Raw genomic sequence first — 20,173 nt, forward strand, 5'->3', positions numbered from 1 at the left:
GCTGTAATGTTTAAAGCAGTTCATTCAGAACTTGCTGATATATGTCTTTTTTGAAATCGACGATATGAGCGATGACCTGATCAGGTTCTAACCATTGCCAACGTCCAAACTCTGGGTGTTCTGTTGCGATGTTTATTGCTGTGTCTTTTGTATGTAATGACATTTTGAACCATAACTGTTTTTGGCCACGGTATTTTCCGCCCCATGCTTTCCCCATCAGATGTGGAGGAAGATCATAGTAAAGCCAGTTACTTGTTTGTTTTATAATCGAAACGCGGTCAGCCGCGACCCCAATTTCTTCTTCTAATTCTCTATACGCAGCGTCCTCAGCCTGCTCACCTCTATCAATTCCGCCTTGCGGCATCTGCCACGCACCGGGTGTATCGATGCGTTCACCCGTGAAGATGCGCCCTTCGCTGTTGATGAGCATTATGCCGACACAAGGGCGATAAGGGAGTGTGTTCATTTCAGGCTCACAATAGACGCATGTTTTTACGGTGCGGATGGTTGCAGGTCAGCGATCTGGGAGACCGGCACAATAATGGCCCCGCGGCTTTCTAGGCCTGCGGCCCATGCAGAAATAGACTCGACCGAAACGGGATAAGGGCGCGCTATACCAAGTGCGTACCCATCACGCGCTGCTTGTTGTTCCAGCTGGTCCAAGCGTTCATTTATTACGGCAGCTGACAAATCTTCATCGAGATAGCCAGTAATTGTGTTGGTCGCCGACGGAACGGATAGTGCACGTGCCATTTCAGGCCCGCGAGAGTAGGTCGAGGCTCTACTGTCAATATACATCAAGCCACGTGATTTAAGCTCTTCAAGTACTGGTCTTATACTCTGCCCAGCGGCCGTGAAACGTGCGCCCATATGAGTGACAATGCCCGTGTACCCAGTTAGTTTTCCTAAGCTGTCACGCAGCAAATTCAAATTGCCAGTGCGTGGAGCGTTAACGGTTAGTGTAAGAGGACCGGGGTCATTTTGCGGATAATTGTTAGGTTCCATCGGAACCATTAGCATCGTCTCATGGCCAGCACGTCTGGCTTGTTCAGCCCATCCGTTTATGCCTGCCCCGTACGGCGAGAACGCAAGGGTGGTTCGCGTTGGAAGATCAGATAAAGCTCGCCGCACATTACGTGCTATAGGCCCGAGGTCTGTAACAATAATGGCTATTTTGTTTAGGCCATCTGCCTCAACGGGATTAGCGGCGTATGCATTTGCAGGTTCAGTGCCGTCCTGACCAATGATGGGCAGTGGGCCGCGGTCAGTCATCTCGAGTAACGCGGGAATCGCTTCAATAGGCATAACACGCGGTGGGATAACTTCAGGCTCTGGTGTTATGTCCTCAGCCACTATTGCCTCTGGCTCTTCGAGAACAGGGTCATAGGTAACCTGAAGCAGCATGAGGCCACCTAGAACAATAACTAGACTCGCTATCCAGGCAATAAGAAGTGGCTTAAATGTAGTTGGCATAATGGGCCTTTGTTAAACAGTCATTACTGCAGAAAGTATTAAGGCTTAGTTACTTGTAGTTCCGCAACTTGTGCTTTTGGCAAGCTAGACATGTTTTTCAATAACTTGATTGCATGGCGCAACTGTACATCAACAACAGGTTCACCCTCCGCTGGTTTTGGGTCTTCTTCTGTCAACTCTTCTTCAGAGATAGGATCAAACTCTCCGGCGCGGTCCTGGTTTTCCTGGTCGTTGATAATATGGTTTTGTAAATCCGCTTCTCTGCGTGCCTTTAGGCGGCGTTGATTTGGAAACAGCACTTCGATATCCGGCTCAATGCCGCGTTCCTGAATGGAAGCACCACTTGGTGTGAAGTAACGAGCTGTGGTCAATCGGATTGCTTTGTCACCTGACCGGCCAAGCCTGATTTCACTTTGTACAGTACCTTTACCAAATGTCTTGTCACCTAAGATAACAGCACGGCGATGGTCTTGGAGTGCACCGGCCACAATTTCAGATGCAGAAGCTGAGTTTGCATTCACGAGAACAACAACTGGAATGCCGTCCAGCATATCTCCTGCTGTTGCATACCAACGGCTGTTGTTCTGACGGCGGCGGCCACGAGTTGAAACAATTTCGCCGCGGCTTAGGAAGGCATCAGAAATTCGGATTGCTTCATCCAGCAAGCCACCGGGGTTGTTGCGCAGGTCCAATACAACACCATCCAACTGATCACCAGCTTCATCTAGAATGCTATTAATCGCGTTTTCAACGCCTTCGCCAGCTTGCATGTTAAATGTAGTCACACGTATATAGCCGATTGTTTCATCTTCAATTCTGTGCCGTACAGATTTCACGAGAATTTTCTCGCGCGTAATTTCAACATCAAAAGGTGCCGTTTCGCCTTCACGAACAACGGTAATATTAATGGTCGAATCTACAGGGCCGCGCATTTGCTTTACTGCTTCAGTAAGCGTTTTGCCGACTACAGGTTTGCTATCAATGTGGGTGATGAAATCCCCGCCTTGAATACCAGCCTTGTCAGCGGGCGTGTCATCAATAGGTGATACTACCTTTACAACACCGTTTTCCATTTGCACTTCAAGACCAAGGCCACCGTATTCACCTTGTGTTTGCACGCGAACCTGTTGGTAAACGTCAGGGTTTAGGTATGTAGAGTGAGGATCAAGGGATTTCAGCATGCCTTGAATGGCTGCTTCAATAACTTCTTTATCGTCAACTTCGTCAACATATTCGGAACGGACACGCTCAAATATGCGCATTAACAGATCAAGCTGCTGGTAAAACTCATCCTGATCATTCACGGCATGAGCACTATTCGGCATTACCATCATGAATGCCACTACTGTGCTTGCTATAAATTTACGCATATTAACTACCTTCCACTTACTTCTCTTACGCTTTGTACATACTCGTAACTAACTATCTTGCACTTGCGGTATCTCTTTTTAACCACGGTGCCGGGTTTATTGCGTTACCGTTGTGACGCAATTCCAGATAAAGGTCTTCTGACACTTTTGTGTCTTGCATCACACCAATAGGTTCACCCATTAAAACCCACTGTCCAACAGTACCTTGCATTTTATCAAAGCCTGCAAGCAGACTATGGTAACCATCACCGTGATCAATGATCAACAAAAGACCATAATCGCGAAACGGTCCAGCAAAAACAACACGGCCATCATAGGGCGCAATTATTTGAGCATTTTTTCGCGCCCGAATTCGAATACCTCGTGACTTTCCTGCACCGTCAGCTGCTCCAAAGCGTTTAACAACAGGACCCACTGCCGGATACGGTAACTGACCACGTAATGCTCGCAACCCTTCGCCACTGCCACGCGGAATGTTTCTTGCGACGGTCGTACCACGACGAGATGTTGTTCTGCGTGCATTTGCGCTCTGTTGTTCCAGTTTCGCGACCAATTCCCGCAAGGTTTGTGCTTCCTGTGCGTAGCTCCGTAGTTCATTGCTTAGCGCCCGGGCACGGCTTGATGCTTGCTCTGCCTCTGCTCTACGCTGCGCCAACAGTGAAGCAAGAGTCTGTTGATTTTCGGTTAATTTTTGAAGGCTGTTTTTTAATTTAAACCGTTCGTCGGCTAAATCTTTCTGGATGGCATTGAGAGCTTCGAGGTCACGTTTTAAGGACGTGGCTTTGGCGTCAACGAGTGGCACTAATGATGCCATAATCGTTGCGGAACGTGCAGTTGAAATAGCTTCGTCTGGCTTTAGTAGCGTCAGGATGGCAGGTCGTTTAGACAACCGTTCCAAAGCTGCGATCAGTTCTACAATATTTTTGTTGTTTGCAAGAAGATCACTTTGTTTAGCATCTTGTTCGGTTTCCAGTGTGTCGATGCGCAACTCTAAACGTGAGGCATTGCCTTCAGTCACTTGAATTTCTTTAGCGGCAGCGATTAACTTGGTTGATAAGGCAGAAGCCGCAGTTTCAGCGCGCCTAGCCTGTTGTGCCAGAATGTCCTGTTGGCGTTTACTATCCGTTATTTCTTGCTCAATTTGCTTTAGCTTTTCGTTCGCATCATCTTTGTCTTGTGCGTATACAGCGCTGCCAATGCCATAAACAAGTATGCAAAAAAGCATAGCCATATAGCAGCTGCGCCGAATGGCAGAGCTATAGGTTGCGGCTTTGATGTGATGTAGTTCTTGAGACAGTTTCTTCTGCTCCGTTGCTAGCATTTCACGGATTTAACAGGTTATTGCCTGTCATCTCTTCAGGTTGAGCAATACCCATAATGGACAATATTGTCGGGGCAACATCGGCTAAGCAACCATTTTCAATTTTGCGCGTGTCATTTACCATGATTATTGGCACATCAAATGATGTGTGTGCAGTATGTGGTTGGCCTGTTTCGTTGTCGGTCATCATTTCTACATTGCCGTGATCAGCTGTCACAAGCAATGCCGCACTTGCTTCTTTAGCCGCTGTTTCAAGGCGCGCAAGGCAACCATCTATTGTTTCCACAGCTTTTATCGCGGCTGACATAACACCAGTGTGGCCAACCATGTCCGGGTTAGCATAGTTCACAATAATCGTGCCGTACTTGCCGGATGTGATTGCGTCAACCAGTTTGTCGGTAACTTCATGTGCTGACATTTCAGGTTTCAGGTCATATGTCGCAACATCGGGTGATGGTACGAGAATACGGTCTTCACCCTCAAAAACTGGCTCAATACCACCATTGAAGAAGAACGTGACATGAGCATACTTTTCGGTTTCTGCAATCCTTAATTGAGGAATGCCATGATTTGCCAGAACTTCGCCCAGGCTGTTTTTTAGCGCTGCAGATGGGAACAAAACACTATGAAATGTGCTCAATGCTTCAGAATATTCGCTCATACCTGCTGCTGCAGAAAAGTTGTGCAGATGTTTGCGTGCAAAACCATCAAAATTGGGATCAAGAAATGCAGTAAGAATTTCTCGGGCACGATCAGCGCGGAAGTTTGCCATCAGCAGTCCGTCACCGTCTTTCATCCCGGTGTACTCGCCAATAATTGTAGGCAAAATGAATTCATCGTTCAGGTCATGCGCATACCCATGCTCAACAGCGGCAATGGCTGATGATGCCTTGTGTGTTTCGTTGCCCATGATAGAATCGTATGCTTTCTCAACACGGTCCCAGCGCGCATCCCGGTCCATTGCATAATAGCGCCCTGAAACAGATGCAATTTTGGCAAGTGAAGGGTCGTTGATTTTACCTTCAAAGGCCTCAATGAATGCTATAGCTGAACGTGGCGGTGTGTCACGGCCGTCAAGGAAAGCATGAATGCTTACAGGAACACCTGCACCGGTAATGATGTTGGCCAGCGCAACCATGTGATTTTGATGGCTATGTACGCCGCCAGGGGATAGCAACCCCATTAAATGGGCTGTGCCGTTCGATAGTTTTAACTTTTCTATATAAGCAACAAGCGCTGGATTGTTGGCTAGGCTACCATCTGCAATGGCGGTATCAATGCGCGGCAAGTCTTGCAGGACAACACGCCCACCACCAAGATTCATGTGCCCGACCTCTGAATTGCCCATCTGCCCATCTGGTAAACCAACAGCAAGACCGCTTGTAGCGAGCCAGGCCCGCGGGCATGTGTCCCATAAGCGATCATAGGTAGGGGTGTTTGCTTGCTTGATGGCATTGTGTGCGATGTCATCGCTATAACCCCATCCATCGAGTATGCATAATACAACGGGTTTTTTGACTTCAACAGAATTTGAGTTCATTTGGGGTCATCCTGAATGTTCTGCTTCGACTTAGCTTGAGGTTTCTAGGTATTCATTTGAAGTATATTGATCACGCTTCTTACTTAAGAAATTAGAAGTGTATATGTGTTTATACGGTTTTTTCTTCGTGAGGCATTTCAGTTGGTAGAGGCTCTGAACGCTTCCCTTTATTTCTACTTCGACGATATTGACTTTGATACTCCCGGCGCTGCTTGGTAACTTCATATAGAACAATACCTGAGCTAGTACCTAAATTTAAGCTTTCAATCATTCCAAACATTGGTATCGCCACGCACATTTCACTGCTCTCTACAGCCATTTCACTAATGCCGCGCCTCTCGTTGCCAAACCAAACTGCTAGCTTTGTATGTTGCTTATAGTTACCTTCGTGCAAGAAAACATTGGTCTTACCTTTAACATGTGGTGAGGTTACAATAGATTTAAAGCCGTTTTTTTCTAAGTGATCTAAACAGTTTTTTGTGCTGTCGAAACGTTTGACAAATGTCCATTTTACGGCTGAAACAGACGTTTTTGAGAGTGATTTTCTTTCACGCATGTCTTGCCAATCATCTGGTAATGCACCACGTGTATCAACAATATAGACTTTTTCGACGCCAAGGGCATTCGCGTTTCGAATGACTGTTCCAATGTTTTTGATGTCATGTGGGTCTTCTATAACAGCAATTAAATTCTTGCATTGGAATGGTTTTATTGCGTCTGCTCGGTTTCGAACTGATGCTTTTGATTTTTTCGCTTTTTCGCTGTCCATAGATCAATAATACCAACCGTAAGAAGTAAATTAAGAATAATGCCGACAATGGCTTTAGTTGTTCTGAGAAGTCAATCTAGGATTTGTAGTTGATTAACTACTTAGTCGCGGTGGTAAGGATGACCAGCATTTATCGACCACACGCGGTATATCTGTTCGGCTATCATCGCACGCACCATCATATGGGGCCATGTTAAGCTACCAAATGCAAGTTTCAGGTCTGCTTTTGCGATAAAGTCTTTATCCAAGCCATCAGCGCCGCCAATAATAAATGCGAGATTGCTAATACCAATTGATTGCCAATTATCAATCTTGCCGGCAAGTTCACGTGACTTGAGAGCACGCCCGTTTTCATCTAGTACAATAACTGCTGCACCGTTAGGGATAGCAGCGCTTAGGCGTTCCGCTTCACGTAGTTTTCGTTCTTTTGCTTGAGCGGCTTGTTTCTTAAGTTCGATCTCTACGACATCATATTTCCAAGGGAGCCTGTTCAAATATTGATGCACAAGCTCATATTCTGGGCCGCGCTGCATGCGGCCGATAGCAATAATGGATATATGCAAAGTTATTCCTCCGGGAAGTTATCCCAGCTACATACAATGATTGAAAATAACGTGCTCTCTTGCGACTAAACTTTATGATGCCACTTAGTTCAATAGAGCAGGGTCTATCACTTCATCATCCGCGCTGTCTGCGCCTGCTTCAATGTCAGTAGACCACATTTTATCCAGATTATAGAAGGTGCGTACTTCTGGGCGAAAGACATGAACGATGACATCGCCTGCATCGATCAAAACCCAATCTGCTTGCTCAAGTCCTTGTACAACAATGCCTTTTAGGCCCATTGCTTTCAGGTCTTTGACGACATAATCGGTCAGCGCAGAAACTTGACGCTGTGAACGACCGTTTGCAATGACCATATAGTCTGCAATGCCGGTTTTTCCCGCGAGGTCGATTGAGGTGATATCTTCCGCCTTGTTGTCATCTAGTGATGAAATAACGGATTTAAGAAGATCCTCGGCCTTAATGGCCGGGACAGGATCAGTGACGCTTGGCGTCTCCGATGATGCGTGCAACTAGGTTTCCTTTCATTTATCGCCACCACTTATTGCCTTTTTGGTCGCGAATCTCTGTGGCTGAACCGTTATGACGAGGAATCGTCACAAAGCTCCATGCCGGTGCATCGACTAAGCTCAATCGCTGATAAGGTACACGAAACCGTGCCATATTATTGGCAAACCGACTGCTTAATCCGGTTACAGAATACCCCGGGCGGTCAAAAATCGCAATGGGTACAATCTGTGCAATTGATTGCCACTTATACCAATGGTGAAATGTTGCTAAATTGTCAGCACCCATTATCCAGACAAATCTGGTTTTAGGCATGGCCGCGGTTAGTTTTTTAAGCGTATCATATGTGTTTCTGGTGCCGAGCCTTTTCTCAATGTCTGTTACCAGCATACGGGGGTGATTACCGATCAATGCTTTAAGGCTCTTTTTACGTTTTTTACGCTTCGCCATCCCCTGTTTTTCTTTGAGCGGGTTACCGGGGCTGACCATCAACCACATCATATCAAGCTTCAATCGCTTTACCGCTTCGTTTGCGACATGCACGTGGCCTTGATGAGCAGGGTTAAAGCTGCCGCCGTATAAACCAATTGTGCGCCCTTGCCAGCGTGCTGCCAGCGGCATAAGCGTATTGATGTTAACCGACGTTGGCATTCTGATCATGGCCTAGTGTGGCCATTGCCGCGCACGCGGTACTTAAAGCTGGTCAGTTGTTCCAGGCCGACAGGCCCGCGGGCATGAATACGCCCTGTCGCTATACCAATTTCTGCACCCATGCCAAATTCGCCGCCATCTGCAAATTGGGTTGAGGCATTATGCATAACAATTGCACTATCAACGCGGTTTAAAAACATTTCTGCTGCGACAGCATCTTCAGTCACGATCGACTCTGTATGGCTGGATGAATAAGCCGCAATATGTGAAAGCGCTGCATCACAGTCATTAACGATTTTTACGGATAGTACCGCGTCCAGATACTCAGTGCGCCAATCTTCGTCAGTTGCAGGTTCAATGCGTGCATCAAGTGCCTGTACTTCACTGCAGCCGCGGATCATGCAACCAGCATTAATTAGCTCGTCAATAATGTCTGGTAGTTGTTGTGCAAAAGCGCGGTCCACAAGTAAGGTTTCAGCGGCACCGCAAATGCCAGTGCGACGCATCTTCGCATTAAGCGCAATCTCTTTTGCTTTTGTTGGGTCGGCATTCGTATGCAGATACACATGGCATATACCTTCAAGGTGAGCAAAGACAGGCACACGGCTCTCAGACTGCACGCGTTCCACTAGTGACCGTCCACCTCTCGGCACAATAATGTCAATAATACCATTCATCGTCAGCATTACGCCAACGGCAGCTCTGTCACGTGTAGAGACGAGTTGAACCGCGTGCTCAGGCAAACTTGCCTCCATCAGCCCAGCAGTTAAGCAAGCATGAATAGCTGCATTGGAGTTAAAGCTCTCGCTGCCGCCGCGCAGTATCACGGCATTACCTGCCTTAAGGCATAATGCACCAGCGTCAGCCGTTACATTCGGGCGGCTTTCATATATAACGCCGATAACGCCCAGCGGTGTTCTCACGCGGCTAATCTGCAGGCCATTAGGTCGTTCCCATGATGCTATTTCATCACCTATCGGGTCGGGTAGCGCTGCAATGTCTTCAAGGCTTTTTGCAATTGATTCTATACGTTCCGCATCAAGTGTGAGCCGATCAAGCATTGCAGCCGACAGCTCTTTTTCTTCTGCTAAAGCGATGTCTGTTTTATTGGCTTTTAATATATCTTCAGCGCGTTCGCGAATATAATTAGCCGCTGCTTTTAAGGCATCATTCTTTTGATCAGTTGATGCATGCGCCAGTGATCCAGTGGCCACGCGTGCTTGCATGCCGACCTTGTTCATTAACGCTGAAATTGAATCTATTTTTGACATAAGTACCGTATGAGTTGTTTTGTATGCCTTGTTTACAAGATAACAAGATCATCGCGGTGAATTAGTGCTGCCCGCCCAGCATAACCTAAAACTGGAGTAACGTCTGATGTTTTCAAACCCATTATCAGTTTTGCGTCTGCTGCATCATATGAAACAAGCCCTTGCGCAACGATGTTTCCGTCCGGTCCTTTGCAGGCAACAAGGTCACCGCGCATGAACGCACCAGAAACATCTTTCACTCCGGCAGGCAGCAGGCTCGCGCCGCCGCTAAGGGCTTTGAAGGCGCCGTTATCAATCGTAACGACCCCTTTCGGTGCCATCATGCTCTGAATCCACTGTTTGCGGCGCGTCAGTGGGTCACTTGTAGCAGGGAAGCAGGTTGAACGTTCCCCTTTTTCAAGCCGACTAATAGGTGCCTGGCCATTACCATTCATAATGACCATTGAGCATCCGCCAGCCAGTGCAATTTTCGCTGCAAGTAGCTTGGTAACCATGCCGCCAGTACCAGCAGTGGTTTTTGCCGGACCGGCCATGGCTTCGATATCGGTGTTCAGGTCTTTCACAACAGGCATAAACACTGCGTTGTTATCCACGGACGGATCAGTTGAGTACAAGCCGTCTATGTCGCTCAATAGTATTAACAGGTCTGCGCTACACATTTGCGCTACACGTGCGGCTAGCCGGTCATTGTCGCCAAAACGGATTTCACTTGTCGCAACAGTATCATTTTCGTTGATCACCGGTATCACACCGTTTTCGATGAGTGTTTCCACAGTGTTGCGTGCGTTTAAATATCGCGGCCTGTGTTCCAGATCATCAAGTGTTAACAGGATTTGAGCAATCGAGAGTTTTTGCGCTGCAAAAGCGTCCTGATAACCCTGTGCGAGTTGAATTTGACCAATAGCGGCTGCTGCTTGTGCATCTTCTAGACGGTTGGTACGTTGCACCAACCCTAAGCCACCAAGGCCAAGTGCAATTGCCCCGGATGAAACCAAGATAACTTGCTTACCATTATCTCGAAGGGTTTTTATATCGTGAGCCAGGGCCTCAAGCCAGCCTTGCCTTAGCGCGTTACCATCATTATCGATCAATAAAGATGAACCAACTTTAATGACAATGCGGTTTGCTGCTTTCAGCTTTTCCTGTGATAATTGGGTCACCATCACGTCTTTCAATTACTGGCTTAAAGAGGGGACCATCCGCCGTCAGCAGATGCGCCTTGCTCCTCGTCCAATCCTTCCTGAGCTGCACGCTTGGCGATGTCTTCTTTAACCACATCCCAAAGGGCTGAGAGAATTTCCTTCACACCGTCACCGGTGAAACCTGCAAGCGTCATAACAGGCCGTGCTGCAGCATCGGCAAGGGCAACGCGTTTCTCTTCCAGTTCCTCGTCCGAAACTGCATCCGATTTATTCAATCCGATGATCATTGGTTTGCCGGTCAGGTCGCCGCCGTAAGCTTCAACTTCGGTCATGATAGTCTCGTAACTGGCCACCACGTCTTCTTCTGTTGCGTCAACAAGGTGCAGCAGTACGCCGCAACGTTCAATATGACCGAGGAAACGATGCCCCAAACCGACACCTTCGCTGGCTCCCTCGATTAGTCCCGGAATATCTGCCATGACGAATTCGTTTTGACCAACACCGACCACACCAAGCTGTGGGCGGATTGTTGTAAATGGATAATCTGCAATTTTAGGGCGTGCTCGTGAGACTGCAGAGAGGAATGTTGATTTTCCAGCGTTCGGGAGGCCAAGTAGGCCTGCATCTGCGATCAGTTTAAGCCGAAGCACAACCCACAATTCTTCACCTTCGCCGCCCGGAGTGGTTCTGCGCGGTGCGCGGTTGGTTGAGGATTTGAAATGTGTGTTTCCAAGGCCGCCGTCGCCGCCTTTAGCGAGCACAACACGGTCACCGAGCTTGGCAAGATCAGCGATCAGGAATTCCATGTCTTCATCGAAAACCTGTGTGCCAACAGGCACTTTCATTACAAGGTCATCACCAGATGCACCGGTCATGTTTTTGCCCATGCCATGTTGGCCTTTGGGTGCCTTGTAATGGCGTTTGTAACGATAGTCGACAAGTGTGTTCAAGCCGGTTACGGCCTCGATCACGACGTCGCCGCCTTTGCCGCCGTCGCCGCCGTTTGGCCCGCCGTACTCAATGTATTTTTCACGTCTAAAGGAAACGCAGCCGTTACCGCCGGGCCCGCTTTTCAGGAATATACGTGTTTGATCAACAAATTTCATGGGCTGCTTGTATCAGATCATTGCACACGCGCAAAGTGTGTGATTGATCTGCCAATCATTATGTGAAGCCAGCCTTAAAGCTATGTGACAGCCAGCAATATTTAACAATAGAAAAAGGCGAGCCGTATGGCCCGCCTTTTCAAAATCACTATAGGTCTATGTTTTAGTTTTCTACAGAAACGAAAGCGCGACCGCTTTTGCCTTTGGAAAACTTAACCTGACCTTCAATGAGAGCGAAAAGGGTGTGGTCTTTACCCATGCCAACATTATCGCCCGGGTACCATTTTGTACCGCGCTGACGCACGATGATGTTACCGGCAAGAACGTTTTCGCCACCAAATTTTTTCACGCCTAAACGACGACCAATACTGTCGCGACCGTTATTAGAACTACCACCAGCTTTTTTGTGAGCCATTAGAGTGTCTCCTTAAATGTGTGGCCGCTTATTCAGCGGTTTTCTTGGTTGCTTTTTTTGCAGCAGGCTTCTTGGCAGGTGCCTTCTTCGCAGCAGGTTCAGCGGCAGCCTTCTTAGGCGCTGCTTTCTTTGCTGGAGCTTTCTTAGCCGGTGCAGCTTTTTCTTCTGCTTTTGCTTCCGCTTTCTTAGGCGCTGCTTTTTTCGCTGCACCAATCGCATTCACACGCAGAACTGTAATTTCTTGGCGATGGCCTTTTTTACGGCGGTAGTTGTGACGACGCTTCTTTTTAAAGACAGTAATTTTCTTGTCTTTTTTCTGCTCAAGTACTTCTGCTGTTACAACAGTGCCTGAGATAAGAGGCTCACCAACTTTGACACCTTTGTCATCGCCGACCATCAACACTTGATCAAGTGTTACATTTTTTCCAGTTTCGCCTTCAAGTTTTTCAACTTTAATGACGTCGCCTTCAGTAACGCGGTACTGCTTACCGCCTGTCTTTACGACTGCGAACATTTCTGTTCCTTTCAGTTTTTAACGCCGCAGCAAACCGGGTGGGGCTTAACCCTTTGATATATCCCACACTTTGGGCGGTTTCCGCTGGCTATTATAAAATAGCTATTGTGGCGCCTAAATTACCTTCAGGCTGCCGAACGCGCGGAATATACGGATTTAATCCTAGGAGTCAATGGCGGAATGCCCAGAATCTGTCATTCTTTACTGGTCACGAAAATGCGCGTTGACCACTATACTGGACACTCTTTAACATTATCACTGATAAAACTTTGGGCAAAAGATTTTTAACTATATTAGAGCAGGGGTGCGTGATGACGTCGTCTTCAACAATTATCGGTGCGGTGGTGCAAGCAGGCACACCTCTTTATCAGACGCAGCAGACATTGGAAAAGCTTGGCGACATGACGGCAGACGCTGCGCGCCAGGGGGCGCAACTTGTTGTGTTCCCGGAGGCATTCGTTGGTGGGTACCCGAAAGGGATTGATTTTGGTGTTCGGCTTGGCTCCCGTACGGACGAAGGGCGCGATGATTTCAAGCGGTATTATGAAAGCGCCATTGATGTGCCAGGTGCTGAGACGGCGCGTATCGGTGAAATAGCCGCAGAGAACAAAACTTACATCGTGGTTGGTGTGATTGAGCGGGACGGTGGCACACTTTATTGCACCGCGCTTTATTTTGCGCCCGATGGTACGCTTATGGATAAGCACCGCAAACTGATGCCAACGGCGCTGGAGCGTGTGGTTTGGGGTTACGGTGATGGTTCAACGCTTGCCGCACCCAAAACGGACATTGGCACGATTGGTGGCTGTATTTGCTGGGAAAATTATATGCCGCAACTGCGCCTTGCTATGTACCAAAAAGGTGTTGAGTTTTACTGCGCCCCCACGGTGGATGACCGCGATGTGTGGCTCCCGACCATGCAAACAATTGCGCTTGAAGGGCGCTGTTTTGTGCTTAGTGCGTGTCAGTTCATGACACGCGGTAACGGCCCGGCGGATTTCCACCCTGTTCAGGGCGAAGATGATGACACTGTGTTGATCCGCGGTGGTAGCTGCATCATCTCACCGCTTGGCAAAGTACTGGCAGGGCCAGTGTTTAACAAGGAGGCCATTCTGACAGCAGAGCTGGATAAATCAGAGATTATTCGTGGTAAATATGACTTTGACGTGGTGGGTCATTATGCTCGACCGGACATTTTCACACTGAATGTAAACGAGCACCCACAACAGATAGTTAAAACTGAGTAAATTGTGCTTTACAGGTTTATAGTCAGTAATAAGAAGCTGTTAGCATTTAGTTTTTTGCGGTGTTTGCCGAAACTAATAATACTTATGATTTTCATAACGGGGATTGGTTTTTTAAAAATTAGTGATGTAGGGCTAGAAAATTTTCTAACCCGCGCGCCCTTAGCTTTTTCTATTCCACTATTCCTTTTTAGTCTCGTATTAACTGGCAAAAGCTATTTACAAGTTAAGAAGAAGCTTAGTGAGAAGCATATTGACGAAACCACGTTTCTTTCGATGAAACTTAGTGAGCAAAAAGATCTAGTTGGCAAATTTGAAATCTACTAACTAGTCCGTTTTGTAGCCTTAAAATTGGAAAGAAACGTAATAAATTCTGGTTTTTCTGATAACCGCACTGATTAGCTAGCAAATGCGCTGTTTAGCTGCCTTGTACTGCGCATCTAGAATATCAACAAACTCTGCCGTTGTGCGCACTGCATCCACGGCACCAATGCCTTGACCACAACCCCAAATATCTTTCCACGCTTTTGATTTTTCGCTGCCGCCGGAGCCAAAGCTCATCGCAGATGGGTCACTTTCTGGCAGATTGTCAGGGTCCATGCCAGCGTCGCGGATGGATGGTTTCAGATAGTTGCCGTGCACCCCTGTGAACAGGTTGGTGTAAACAATGTCGTCAGCGCAGTGGTCAACGATGGACTGTTTGTAACGCTCGTCTGCGTTGGCCTCTTTCGTTGCGATGAACGCAGAGCCGATGTAGCCAAAGTCTGCGCCCATGGCTTGCGCGGCCAGCACAGCATCGCCTGTTGCGATAGAGCCTGACATGGCAACAGGCCCATCAAACCATGTGCGAATTTCCTGAATGAGCGCGAAAGGTGACAGTGTGCCTGCGTGCCCGCCAGCACCAGCGGCAACCGCGATCAAGCCGTCAGCGCCTTTTTCAATCGCTTTCTTGGCAAATTTATTATTGATAATGTCGTGCAACACAATGCCGCCGTATGAATGGATGGCGTCGTTCACTTCCACGCGGGCACCGAGCGACGTGATGATAATGGGTACTTTGTATTTCACGCACATTTCAACATCGTGCATCAGGCGGTCATTTGATTTGTGCACAATCTGGTTCACGGCAAACGGTGCGGCTGGGTTATCAGGGTTTGCCTGATTGTATGCGTCCAGCTCTTCGGTGATGCGTTTCAACCATTCCTCAAGCACAGGGCCAGGGCGTGCGTTCAAGGCGGGAAACGAACCAACGATACCAGCCTTACACTGCTCAATCACGATATCGGGGTTTGATATGATGAAAAGCGGTGAGCCAATAACGGGAAGTCGTAAATTCTGAAGTTGCTGTGGCAATGCCATATCATGTTTCCTTTGTGCCCTGCTGCGCCATTTTTTAGCGCGCGTAGTATCGATTAAAAAGTAAGTAGCGCCGCACGCGTGCGTGTCCAGAAAAATCATGCTTATGTAATGAATGTGTTTGCTAAAGCTTGAATAAGTGCGCTTGGAGTGCCTTATTATAAACAGGGGAAAAATAACTTTGGTGATATGTCCTTATGCTTAGCCGATTTATAAATAAAATCGCTGTTGCTGCGGCATCTCTTGCTGTTGGCATGATTGTTAGTGCATCTGGCGCGGATGCCGCTGATTTCACCTTCGTAGCGGAGGATGGATTACAGCCTGTTGATTATGCACATATTGAAGATGCGCTTAATGAAAGCCGTGCTTCTGTTCTAAGTAGCTTAGGCTTAACTGAACTACAGGGTGTTGTTGTTCGGATTTGGCATAATGAAGAATTGTATCAGGATGCGATGGAGGCAACCTTTGGTGCGCGTGCGCCTGGCTCTCGGGGATATGTTTACGGAGACAGCGAAATACGTTTGTTGTTAACCGACAGGCCCACTGCTGCGCGTGAAGCGGTGCATGAGTTTGTTCATGCCGCAAGCCTCAACTTGAACCCTGAATTTGGTAACAATCCACGCTGGCTTTGGGAAGCGGTTGCCATATACACCGCGAATGAAACACCACATGCGCAAACAATTTTTCTGTTTCAAAACGGTAAATGCCCGTCGTTGGCGTCGTTAAACGAACCTTTCAACCGTGGTGGTTCAATTTACGATGTTGGCTATTATTTGATGGAATTTGTTGCAAGCGAATGGAACCAGGCAGCAATTGTGGATCTGGTTAAAACAAACGGCGATATTGAAGCTGTTTTGGGTATTGATACTGAAGCGTTTGAAACTCAGTGGTGTTCGTTTGTTCGCGGCAAGTATAGCTCGTGAACGCTCTTTGAGGGGGAACTAATTATTTTTGCCGATATTATAGAAGCAGGAATTGTGGGTGCATTGCCTGTTGCGTGCTTTACGTTTTTGACCTTGCAATGGTCTATCGTGAGCGGAAAACTTGCCAAGTTTACCGATGCGAAAGACCTGCAGGCACAATACAAAAAGATTAAAGACGAAGCAAAGGAGGCAAAGACGAAAGCTAAAGAGCAGAAAAAACTTAACGAAGCTGAAGAAGAAAGTGGACCAAAGGAAAAAGAACCTTTTTTCCGCCAGCAAAAAGGTGGAGACCTGTTGCATGGTAAGCTGATGTTCTTCGGTGGCGGTTTTTACGGCACGATGGCACTGTTCACGTATCTGATTGTTGAAGTTGATGAAGTGCTGAGTTTCTTGGGCAAAATCATTGATTTTACCAATTGGCATTTCAGCTTTAGTTTTCAATTTGTCATTGATCTGTTCATCAACTCAATCATGAATATTGTTGCAGCTTTTGTTTGGTTTCATACGTTGCAGGATTACGCGGATATGGGTAATGGCTGGATTTGGTTAGTGGCCGCATATGCTGGCTATTTGGGCGGCGTGCGCTTTACACGGGAAAAAGGCGATGAAGCATGGCAATTCCTGTCAGAGGAAATCGGAAAAATTAAAGGCAAGCTCACTGTTAAACGATGAACTCGCCTCTTTGTTTGGTTTTAAGGTTTGATACCTAAACGCCGAGTAAATTCTTCACTTCGGCAAAAGCATCAACAGCATGGTCCAATTCACTGCGTGTAAGCGCTGCTGACATTTGCGTACGAATACGGGCCTTGCCGTTCGGCACCACAGGATATGAAAACGCCACGACATAAACACCGCGTTTCAGCATTTCGTCTGCAAATTTGCTGGCAAGTGCGGCATCATACAGCATGACGGGCACAATTGGATGCTCGCCCGGAAGAAGATCAAAGCCATGTGACGTCATCTTTTCGCGGAAGTAGGTCGTGTTGCTTTGCAACTGATCACGCAAATCGTTTGATGTTGTAACGAGCTCAATCGCTTTAATCGCGCCAGCAACTACTGGCGGGGCAACTGTGTTTGAAAATAGATACGGCCTTGAACGTTGGCGCAGCAGTTCAACAACTTCGCGTTTACCGCTGGTGTAACCACCGCTTGCGCCGCCAAGCGCTTTGCCGAGTGTGCCAGTGATAATGTCAACGCGGTCCATGCAGCCGCGGAATTCATGCGTACCTTTACCGCCAGCACCGATAAAGCCGGTAGCGTGGCAGTCATCAAAATGTACGAGGGCGCCGTATTTTTCCGCCAGATCACACACTTCATCAAGGCGCGCGATAAAGCCGTCCATCGAAAACACACCGTCAGTGGTAATCAGCTTGAAGCGAGCACCTGCAGTATCAGCCGCTTTCAGTTGGGCTTCAAGGTCAGCCATATCGTTGTTTTTGTATCGGTATCGCTTTGCTTTCGAAAGGCGCACACCGTCAATAATACTGGCATGGTTTAATTCGTCAGATATCACCGCATCTTCAGGGCCAAGAATTGTTTCAAACAAACCACCGTTTGCATCAAAGCAACTGGGGTACAAGATTGTATCTTCAACGCCGAGGAATTTGCTCAGTGTGTCTTCGAGGTTTTTGTGAACGGACTGTGTGCCGCAGATGAAGCGCACTGAGGCCATGCCGTAGCCCCAATCCTGCAAGCCTTTTAGGGCTGCCGCGTTTACCTCTGGGTGCTGTGCAAGGCCAAGATAATTGTTGGCGCACAGATTAATAACAGAACTGCCGTCGCTGATGCCAACAGAGGCACCTTGCGGTGTTGTTATTTCGCGCTCGTTTTTGAACAGGCCAGCTTCCCTAATGTCGCTTAATTGGCTTGCTAAATGTTCCTGAAATTGTCCGTACATTTATCTGCTCCTCAACTTTCCCAGTTCAGCACAACTTTGCTGGCCTTGCCTGCGTTCATTAGGTCAAAGCCCTGTTGAAAGTCAGTATATGGCAGTTTGTGCGTGATAACTGGCGCAATGTTCAGCCCGTTTTCAATCATTACCGACATTTTGTACCATGTTTCGTACATCTCGCGGCCATAAATGCCTTTCAATGTTAGCATGTTGAAAATGATTTTTTCCCAATCAACGTCGACCCCTTTGCCCGGGATGCCAAGAATGGATATCTTGCCACCGTGACACATGCTGTCGATCAAATCCTGAAAAGCGGCAGGATTGCCAGACATCTCAAGGCCAACATCAAACCCTTCACGCATACCGAGTTCGGCTTGCACGTCAGACAGTTTTTCATTGCGTACATCAACGGTGCGTGTAGCGCCGAGCGTCGCGGCAAGTTTCAGTCGCTCCGGCACAACATCAGTAATAACCACATGCCGTGCACCAGCATGGCGGCACACCGCTGCTGCCATGGCCCCAATGGGGCCTGCGCCTGTGATCAGCACATCTTCGCCGAGCAAGTCCCACTGCAATGCAGTGTGGACAGCATTTCCTAGGGGATCAAACAGCGAGGCAACATCAAGGTCGATACCGTCGTTGTGCTCCCATACGTTGGACATGGGCAGCGCAACGTATTCAGCAAATGCACCAGGGCGATTTACACCGATGCCGCTCGTGTGCGCGCACAAATGTCTGCGGCCAGCCATACAGTTGCGGCAGCGCCCGCATACAACGTGCCCTTCGCCTGAAACCAGTTGGCCAGGGTGAAAATCAATTACATTGGAACCGGTATCGACAATCTCACCGACAAACTCGTGACCAACTACCATTGGTACAGGGATCGTTTTTTGTGCCCACTCGTCCCAGTTATAGATATGCATATCGGTGCCGCAAATAGCAGTGCGTTTAACCTTGATCAATACATCATTGATGCCAACTTTGGGTTCTGGAACATCTTCCAGCCACAAACCAACAGCGGCTTCGCGTTTGACGAGTGCTTTCATGTCTTTATCCAGCCAGTTTTAATTGCGCCGTATATGGGCGCGTTAAGCCTTTGCGTCTATTGCCTCATGGCGCATGCGGGTGCAACTGGATTCTATGATCCTGTACCCAATTTTTTGTGAGGCGAGCGTACTAGTTATGTTTGTTGCCCCATATCGCCACCGTAATACAGCATTGTGGTGTGGCGCGCTTCAGCGAAAAAGAGCCATCGTTCAAAAGCCAAACCAATGAGGCAGGATATTGCGGCAAGAACGTATAAGCCCAGTGCGGTTCCTTGCAATGTCAACATACCTGGCACAATGAAACCGAATAACAAGGCAAGCATGCGCCGCCTTTTGCAAACGGCACGATCAGCGCGAAACCCCATTTCTTTAGTCAGGTAGTTTTCACCGCTGTGAGGTCGTTCAAATACTTTTACATCACCTTTCAGGCCTGTTGCCGTCTGGATGGTTTCTTCCGGTATAAAGGTATCAACAAACCGCCAGTACAGAAACTTGCCGACAATGCAGGCAACAAGAATATTGATAGTAAAATAAGGCGTGAACAAACTGATTATATCGTCAGCATCTATCGCGAATGACAGTGCCCGCACGATCAAAAGCCCGCTTGCTGCGGCAAGTAAAAGATAGTTCATCGGTACCATCAAGTGTGCCCATGCGGGCACAGCCTTGATAGACCTGTATATCATGCTCGTGGCGTATACCGTAAGTATAGCCAGCACGAAGCCAATACCTGCTGCCATCATAACAATACCGTCCGGTAGTTTGAACCAGGCACCGAAGAACAAAAATGCCATAGGTATGTTGATAGTAACAGCAAGGCACCCTTCACGGCTAAGCCAAGATGAACGCCACTGTGAAAATGCACGCCATGCTCGTTTGGGGTGCCCTAAATGGAACAGGCTCGATATCAAACCTGCCGTTGCCATAAGTCCACTTGTAAATGTGATAACAGCAACATGCGTTGGCGATATGTTGGTATTCATCAAAATTGCGGCACACAGTATGCCAAACAATCCGTATCCCGCCCCCGAAAGCGTTGTGAAAATAATAACTGAAAACGCTGGATGCAT

21 protein-coding genes are annotated in these 20,173 nt (G+C 47.8%); 3 read left to right on the forward strand and 18 right to left on the reverse strand.

All coding sequences use genetic code 11. The features are described 5' to 3' along the window. Positions 1 to 10 precede the first annotated feature (10 nt). The 14 genes from OEU88_RS05095 to rplU form a co-directional block, all read right to left on the reverse strand. Positions 11 to 466, reverse strand: a complete 456-nt coding sequence (locus OEU88_RS05095) for an RNA pyrophosphohydrolase (RefSeq protein ID WP_262694035.1) — start codon at positions 464 to 466, stop codon at positions 11 to 13. Between the two features lie 26 nt (positions 467 to 492). Continuing rightward, positions 493 to 1,473, reverse strand: coding sequence for a divergent polysaccharide deacetylase family protein (locus OEU88_RS05100; RefSeq protein ID WP_262694036.1), 981 nt, complete (start codon positions 1,471 to 1,473; stop codon positions 493 to 495). Between the two features lie 38 nt (positions 1,474 to 1,511). After that, complete coding sequence (locus OEU88_RS05105; protein ID WP_262694037.1) at positions 1,512 to 2,843, reverse strand: S41 family peptidase; 1,332 nt, start codon at positions 2,841 to 2,843, stop codon at positions 1,512 to 1,514. 52 nt (positions 2,844 to 2,895) lie between these two features. Then, a complete protein-coding gene (locus tag OEU88_RS05110; RefSeq protein ID WP_262694038.1) occupies positions 2,896 to 4,074 on the reverse strand; it encodes a murein hydrolase activator EnvC family protein in 1,179 nt (392 codons plus the stop codon). Between the two features lie 91 nt (positions 4,075 to 4,165). Continuing rightward, positions 4,166 to 5,704: a 2,3-bisphosphoglycerate-independent phosphoglycerate mutase gene (gpmI, locus tag OEU88_RS05115; RefSeq protein WP_262694039.1), complete on the reverse strand. Its 1,539-nt coding sequence runs from the start codon at positions 5,702 to 5,704 to the stop codon at positions 4,166 to 4,168. A 109-nt stretch (positions 5,705 to 5,813) separates the two neighbouring features. Beyond that, positions 5,814 to 6,473: a TrmH family RNA methyltransferase gene (locus OEU88_RS05120; RefSeq protein WP_262694040.1), complete on the reverse strand. Its 660-nt coding sequence runs from the start codon at positions 6,471 to 6,473 to the stop codon at positions 5,814 to 5,816. 101 nt (positions 6,474 to 6,574) lie between these two features. Next, positions 6,575 to 7,036 (reverse strand): 23S rRNA (pseudouridine(1915)-N(3))-methyltransferase RlmH, encoded by a 462-nt coding sequence (gene rlmH / locus OEU88_RS05125; RefSeq protein ID WP_262694041.1) that lies wholly within the window; start codon positions 7,034 to 7,036, stop codon positions 6,575 to 6,577. An 84-nt stretch (positions 7,037 to 7,120) separates the two neighbouring features. After that, complete coding sequence (gene rsfS / locus OEU88_RS05130; protein ID WP_262694042.1) at positions 7,121 to 7,549, reverse strand: ribosome silencing factor; 429 nt, start codon at positions 7,547 to 7,549, stop codon at positions 7,121 to 7,123. A gap of 16 nt (positions 7,550 to 7,565) precedes the next feature. Then, positions 7,566 to 8,195: a nicotinate (nicotinamide) nucleotide adenylyltransferase gene (gene nadD / locus OEU88_RS05135; RefSeq protein ID WP_262694043.1), complete on the reverse strand. Its 630-nt coding sequence runs from the start codon at positions 8,193 to 8,195 to the stop codon at positions 7,566 to 7,568. A 5-nt stretch (positions 8,196 to 8,200) separates the two neighbouring features. Beyond that, complete coding sequence (locus tag OEU88_RS05140) at positions 8,201 to 9,466, reverse strand: glutamate-5-semialdehyde dehydrogenase (RefSeq protein ID WP_262694044.1); 1,266 nt, start codon at positions 9,464 to 9,466, stop codon at positions 8,201 to 8,203. 32 nt (positions 9,467 to 9,498) lie between these two features. After that, positions 9,499 to 10,629, reverse strand: a complete 1,131-nt coding sequence (gene proB, locus OEU88_RS05145; protein ID WP_262694045.1) for a glutamate 5-kinase — start codon at positions 10,627 to 10,629, stop codon at positions 9,499 to 9,501. A gap of 20 nt (positions 10,630 to 10,649) precedes the next feature. Next, positions 10,650 to 11,714 carry a GTPase ObgE gene (gene obgE / locus OEU88_RS05150; protein ID WP_262694046.1) on the reverse strand — a complete coding sequence of 355 codons (1,065 nt, stop codon included), beginning with the start codon at positions 11,712 to 11,714 and terminating at the stop codon, positions 10,650 to 10,652. 163 nt (positions 11,715 to 11,877) lie between these two features. Continuing rightward, a complete protein-coding gene (rpmA, locus tag OEU88_RS05155) occupies positions 11,878 to 12,129 on the reverse strand; it encodes a 50S ribosomal protein L27 (protein ID WP_262694047.1) in 252 nt (83 codons plus the stop codon). A 28-nt stretch (positions 12,130 to 12,157) separates the two neighbouring features. Beyond that, entirely contained in the window at positions 12,158 to 12,643 is a 486-nt protein-coding gene (rplU, locus tag OEU88_RS17615; RefSeq protein WP_317279125.1) for a 50S ribosomal protein L21, read from the reverse strand. Between the two features lie 311 nt (positions 12,644 to 12,954). Between rplU and OEU88_RS05165 the strand changes: the two genes are divergently transcribed. Beyond that, entirely contained in the window at positions 12,955 to 13,890 is a 936-nt protein-coding gene (locus tag OEU88_RS05165; RefSeq protein ID WP_262694048.1) for a carbon-nitrogen hydrolase family protein, read from the forward strand. 399 nt (positions 13,891 to 14,289) lie between these two features. On the opposite strand, the gene OEU88_RS05170 is transcribed toward OEU88_RS05165, so the two are convergent. Then, the gene (locus tag OEU88_RS05170; protein ID WP_262694049.1) at positions 14,290 to 15,246 is read right to left on the reverse strand and encodes an NAD(P)H-dependent flavin oxidoreductase; all 957 of its coding nucleotides are present in this window, start codon (positions 15,244 to 15,246) and stop codon (positions 14,290 to 14,292) included. Positions 15,247 to 15,440: 194 nt separating this feature from the next. On the opposite strand from OEU88_RS05170, the gene OEU88_RS05175 reads away from it, so the two are divergent. Then, on the forward strand, positions 15,441 to 16,166 hold the full coding sequence (locus tag OEU88_RS05175) for a gluzincin family metallopeptidase (RefSeq protein WP_262694050.1): 726 nt from the start codon (positions 15,441 to 15,443) through the stop codon (positions 16,164 to 16,166). A 54-nt stretch (positions 16,167 to 16,220) separates the two neighbouring features. Then, positions 16,221 to 16,838, forward strand: a complete 618-nt coding sequence (locus OEU88_RS05180) for a hypothetical protein (RefSeq protein ID WP_262694051.1) — start codon at positions 16,221 to 16,223, stop codon at positions 16,836 to 16,838. Positions 16,839 to 16,872: 34 nt separating this feature from the next. Here OEU88_RS05180 and kbl read toward each other — a convergent pair whose 3' ends face one another. The 3 genes from kbl to OEU88_RS05195 all read right to left on the reverse strand — a co-directional run bounded on the left by kbl (position 16,873) and on the right by OEU88_RS05195 (position 20,173). Continuing rightward, a complete protein-coding gene (gene kbl, locus OEU88_RS05185) occupies positions 16,873 to 18,063 on the reverse strand; it encodes a glycine C-acetyltransferase (RefSeq protein ID WP_262694052.1) in 1,191 nt (396 codons plus the stop codon). Positions 18,064 to 18,074: 11 nt separating this feature from the next. Next, positions 18,075 to 19,103 carry an L-threonine 3-dehydrogenase gene (gene tdh, locus OEU88_RS05190; protein ID WP_262694053.1) on the reverse strand — a complete coding sequence of 343 codons (1,029 nt, stop codon included), beginning with the start codon at positions 19,101 to 19,103 and terminating at the stop codon, positions 18,075 to 18,077. A 134-nt stretch (positions 19,104 to 19,237) separates the two neighbouring features. Beyond that, complete coding sequence (locus tag OEU88_RS05195; protein ID WP_262694054.1) at positions 19,238 to 20,173, reverse strand: dimethyl sulfoxide reductase anchor subunit family protein; 936 nt, start codon at positions 20,171 to 20,173, stop codon at positions 19,238 to 19,240.

It is taken from the genome of Kordiimonas aquimaris (genome assembly GCF_025574485.1).
GTDB classification, from domain to species: Bacteria; Pseudomonadota; Alphaproteobacteria; order Sphingomonadales; family Kordiimonadaceae; genus Kordiimonas; species Kordiimonas aquimaris.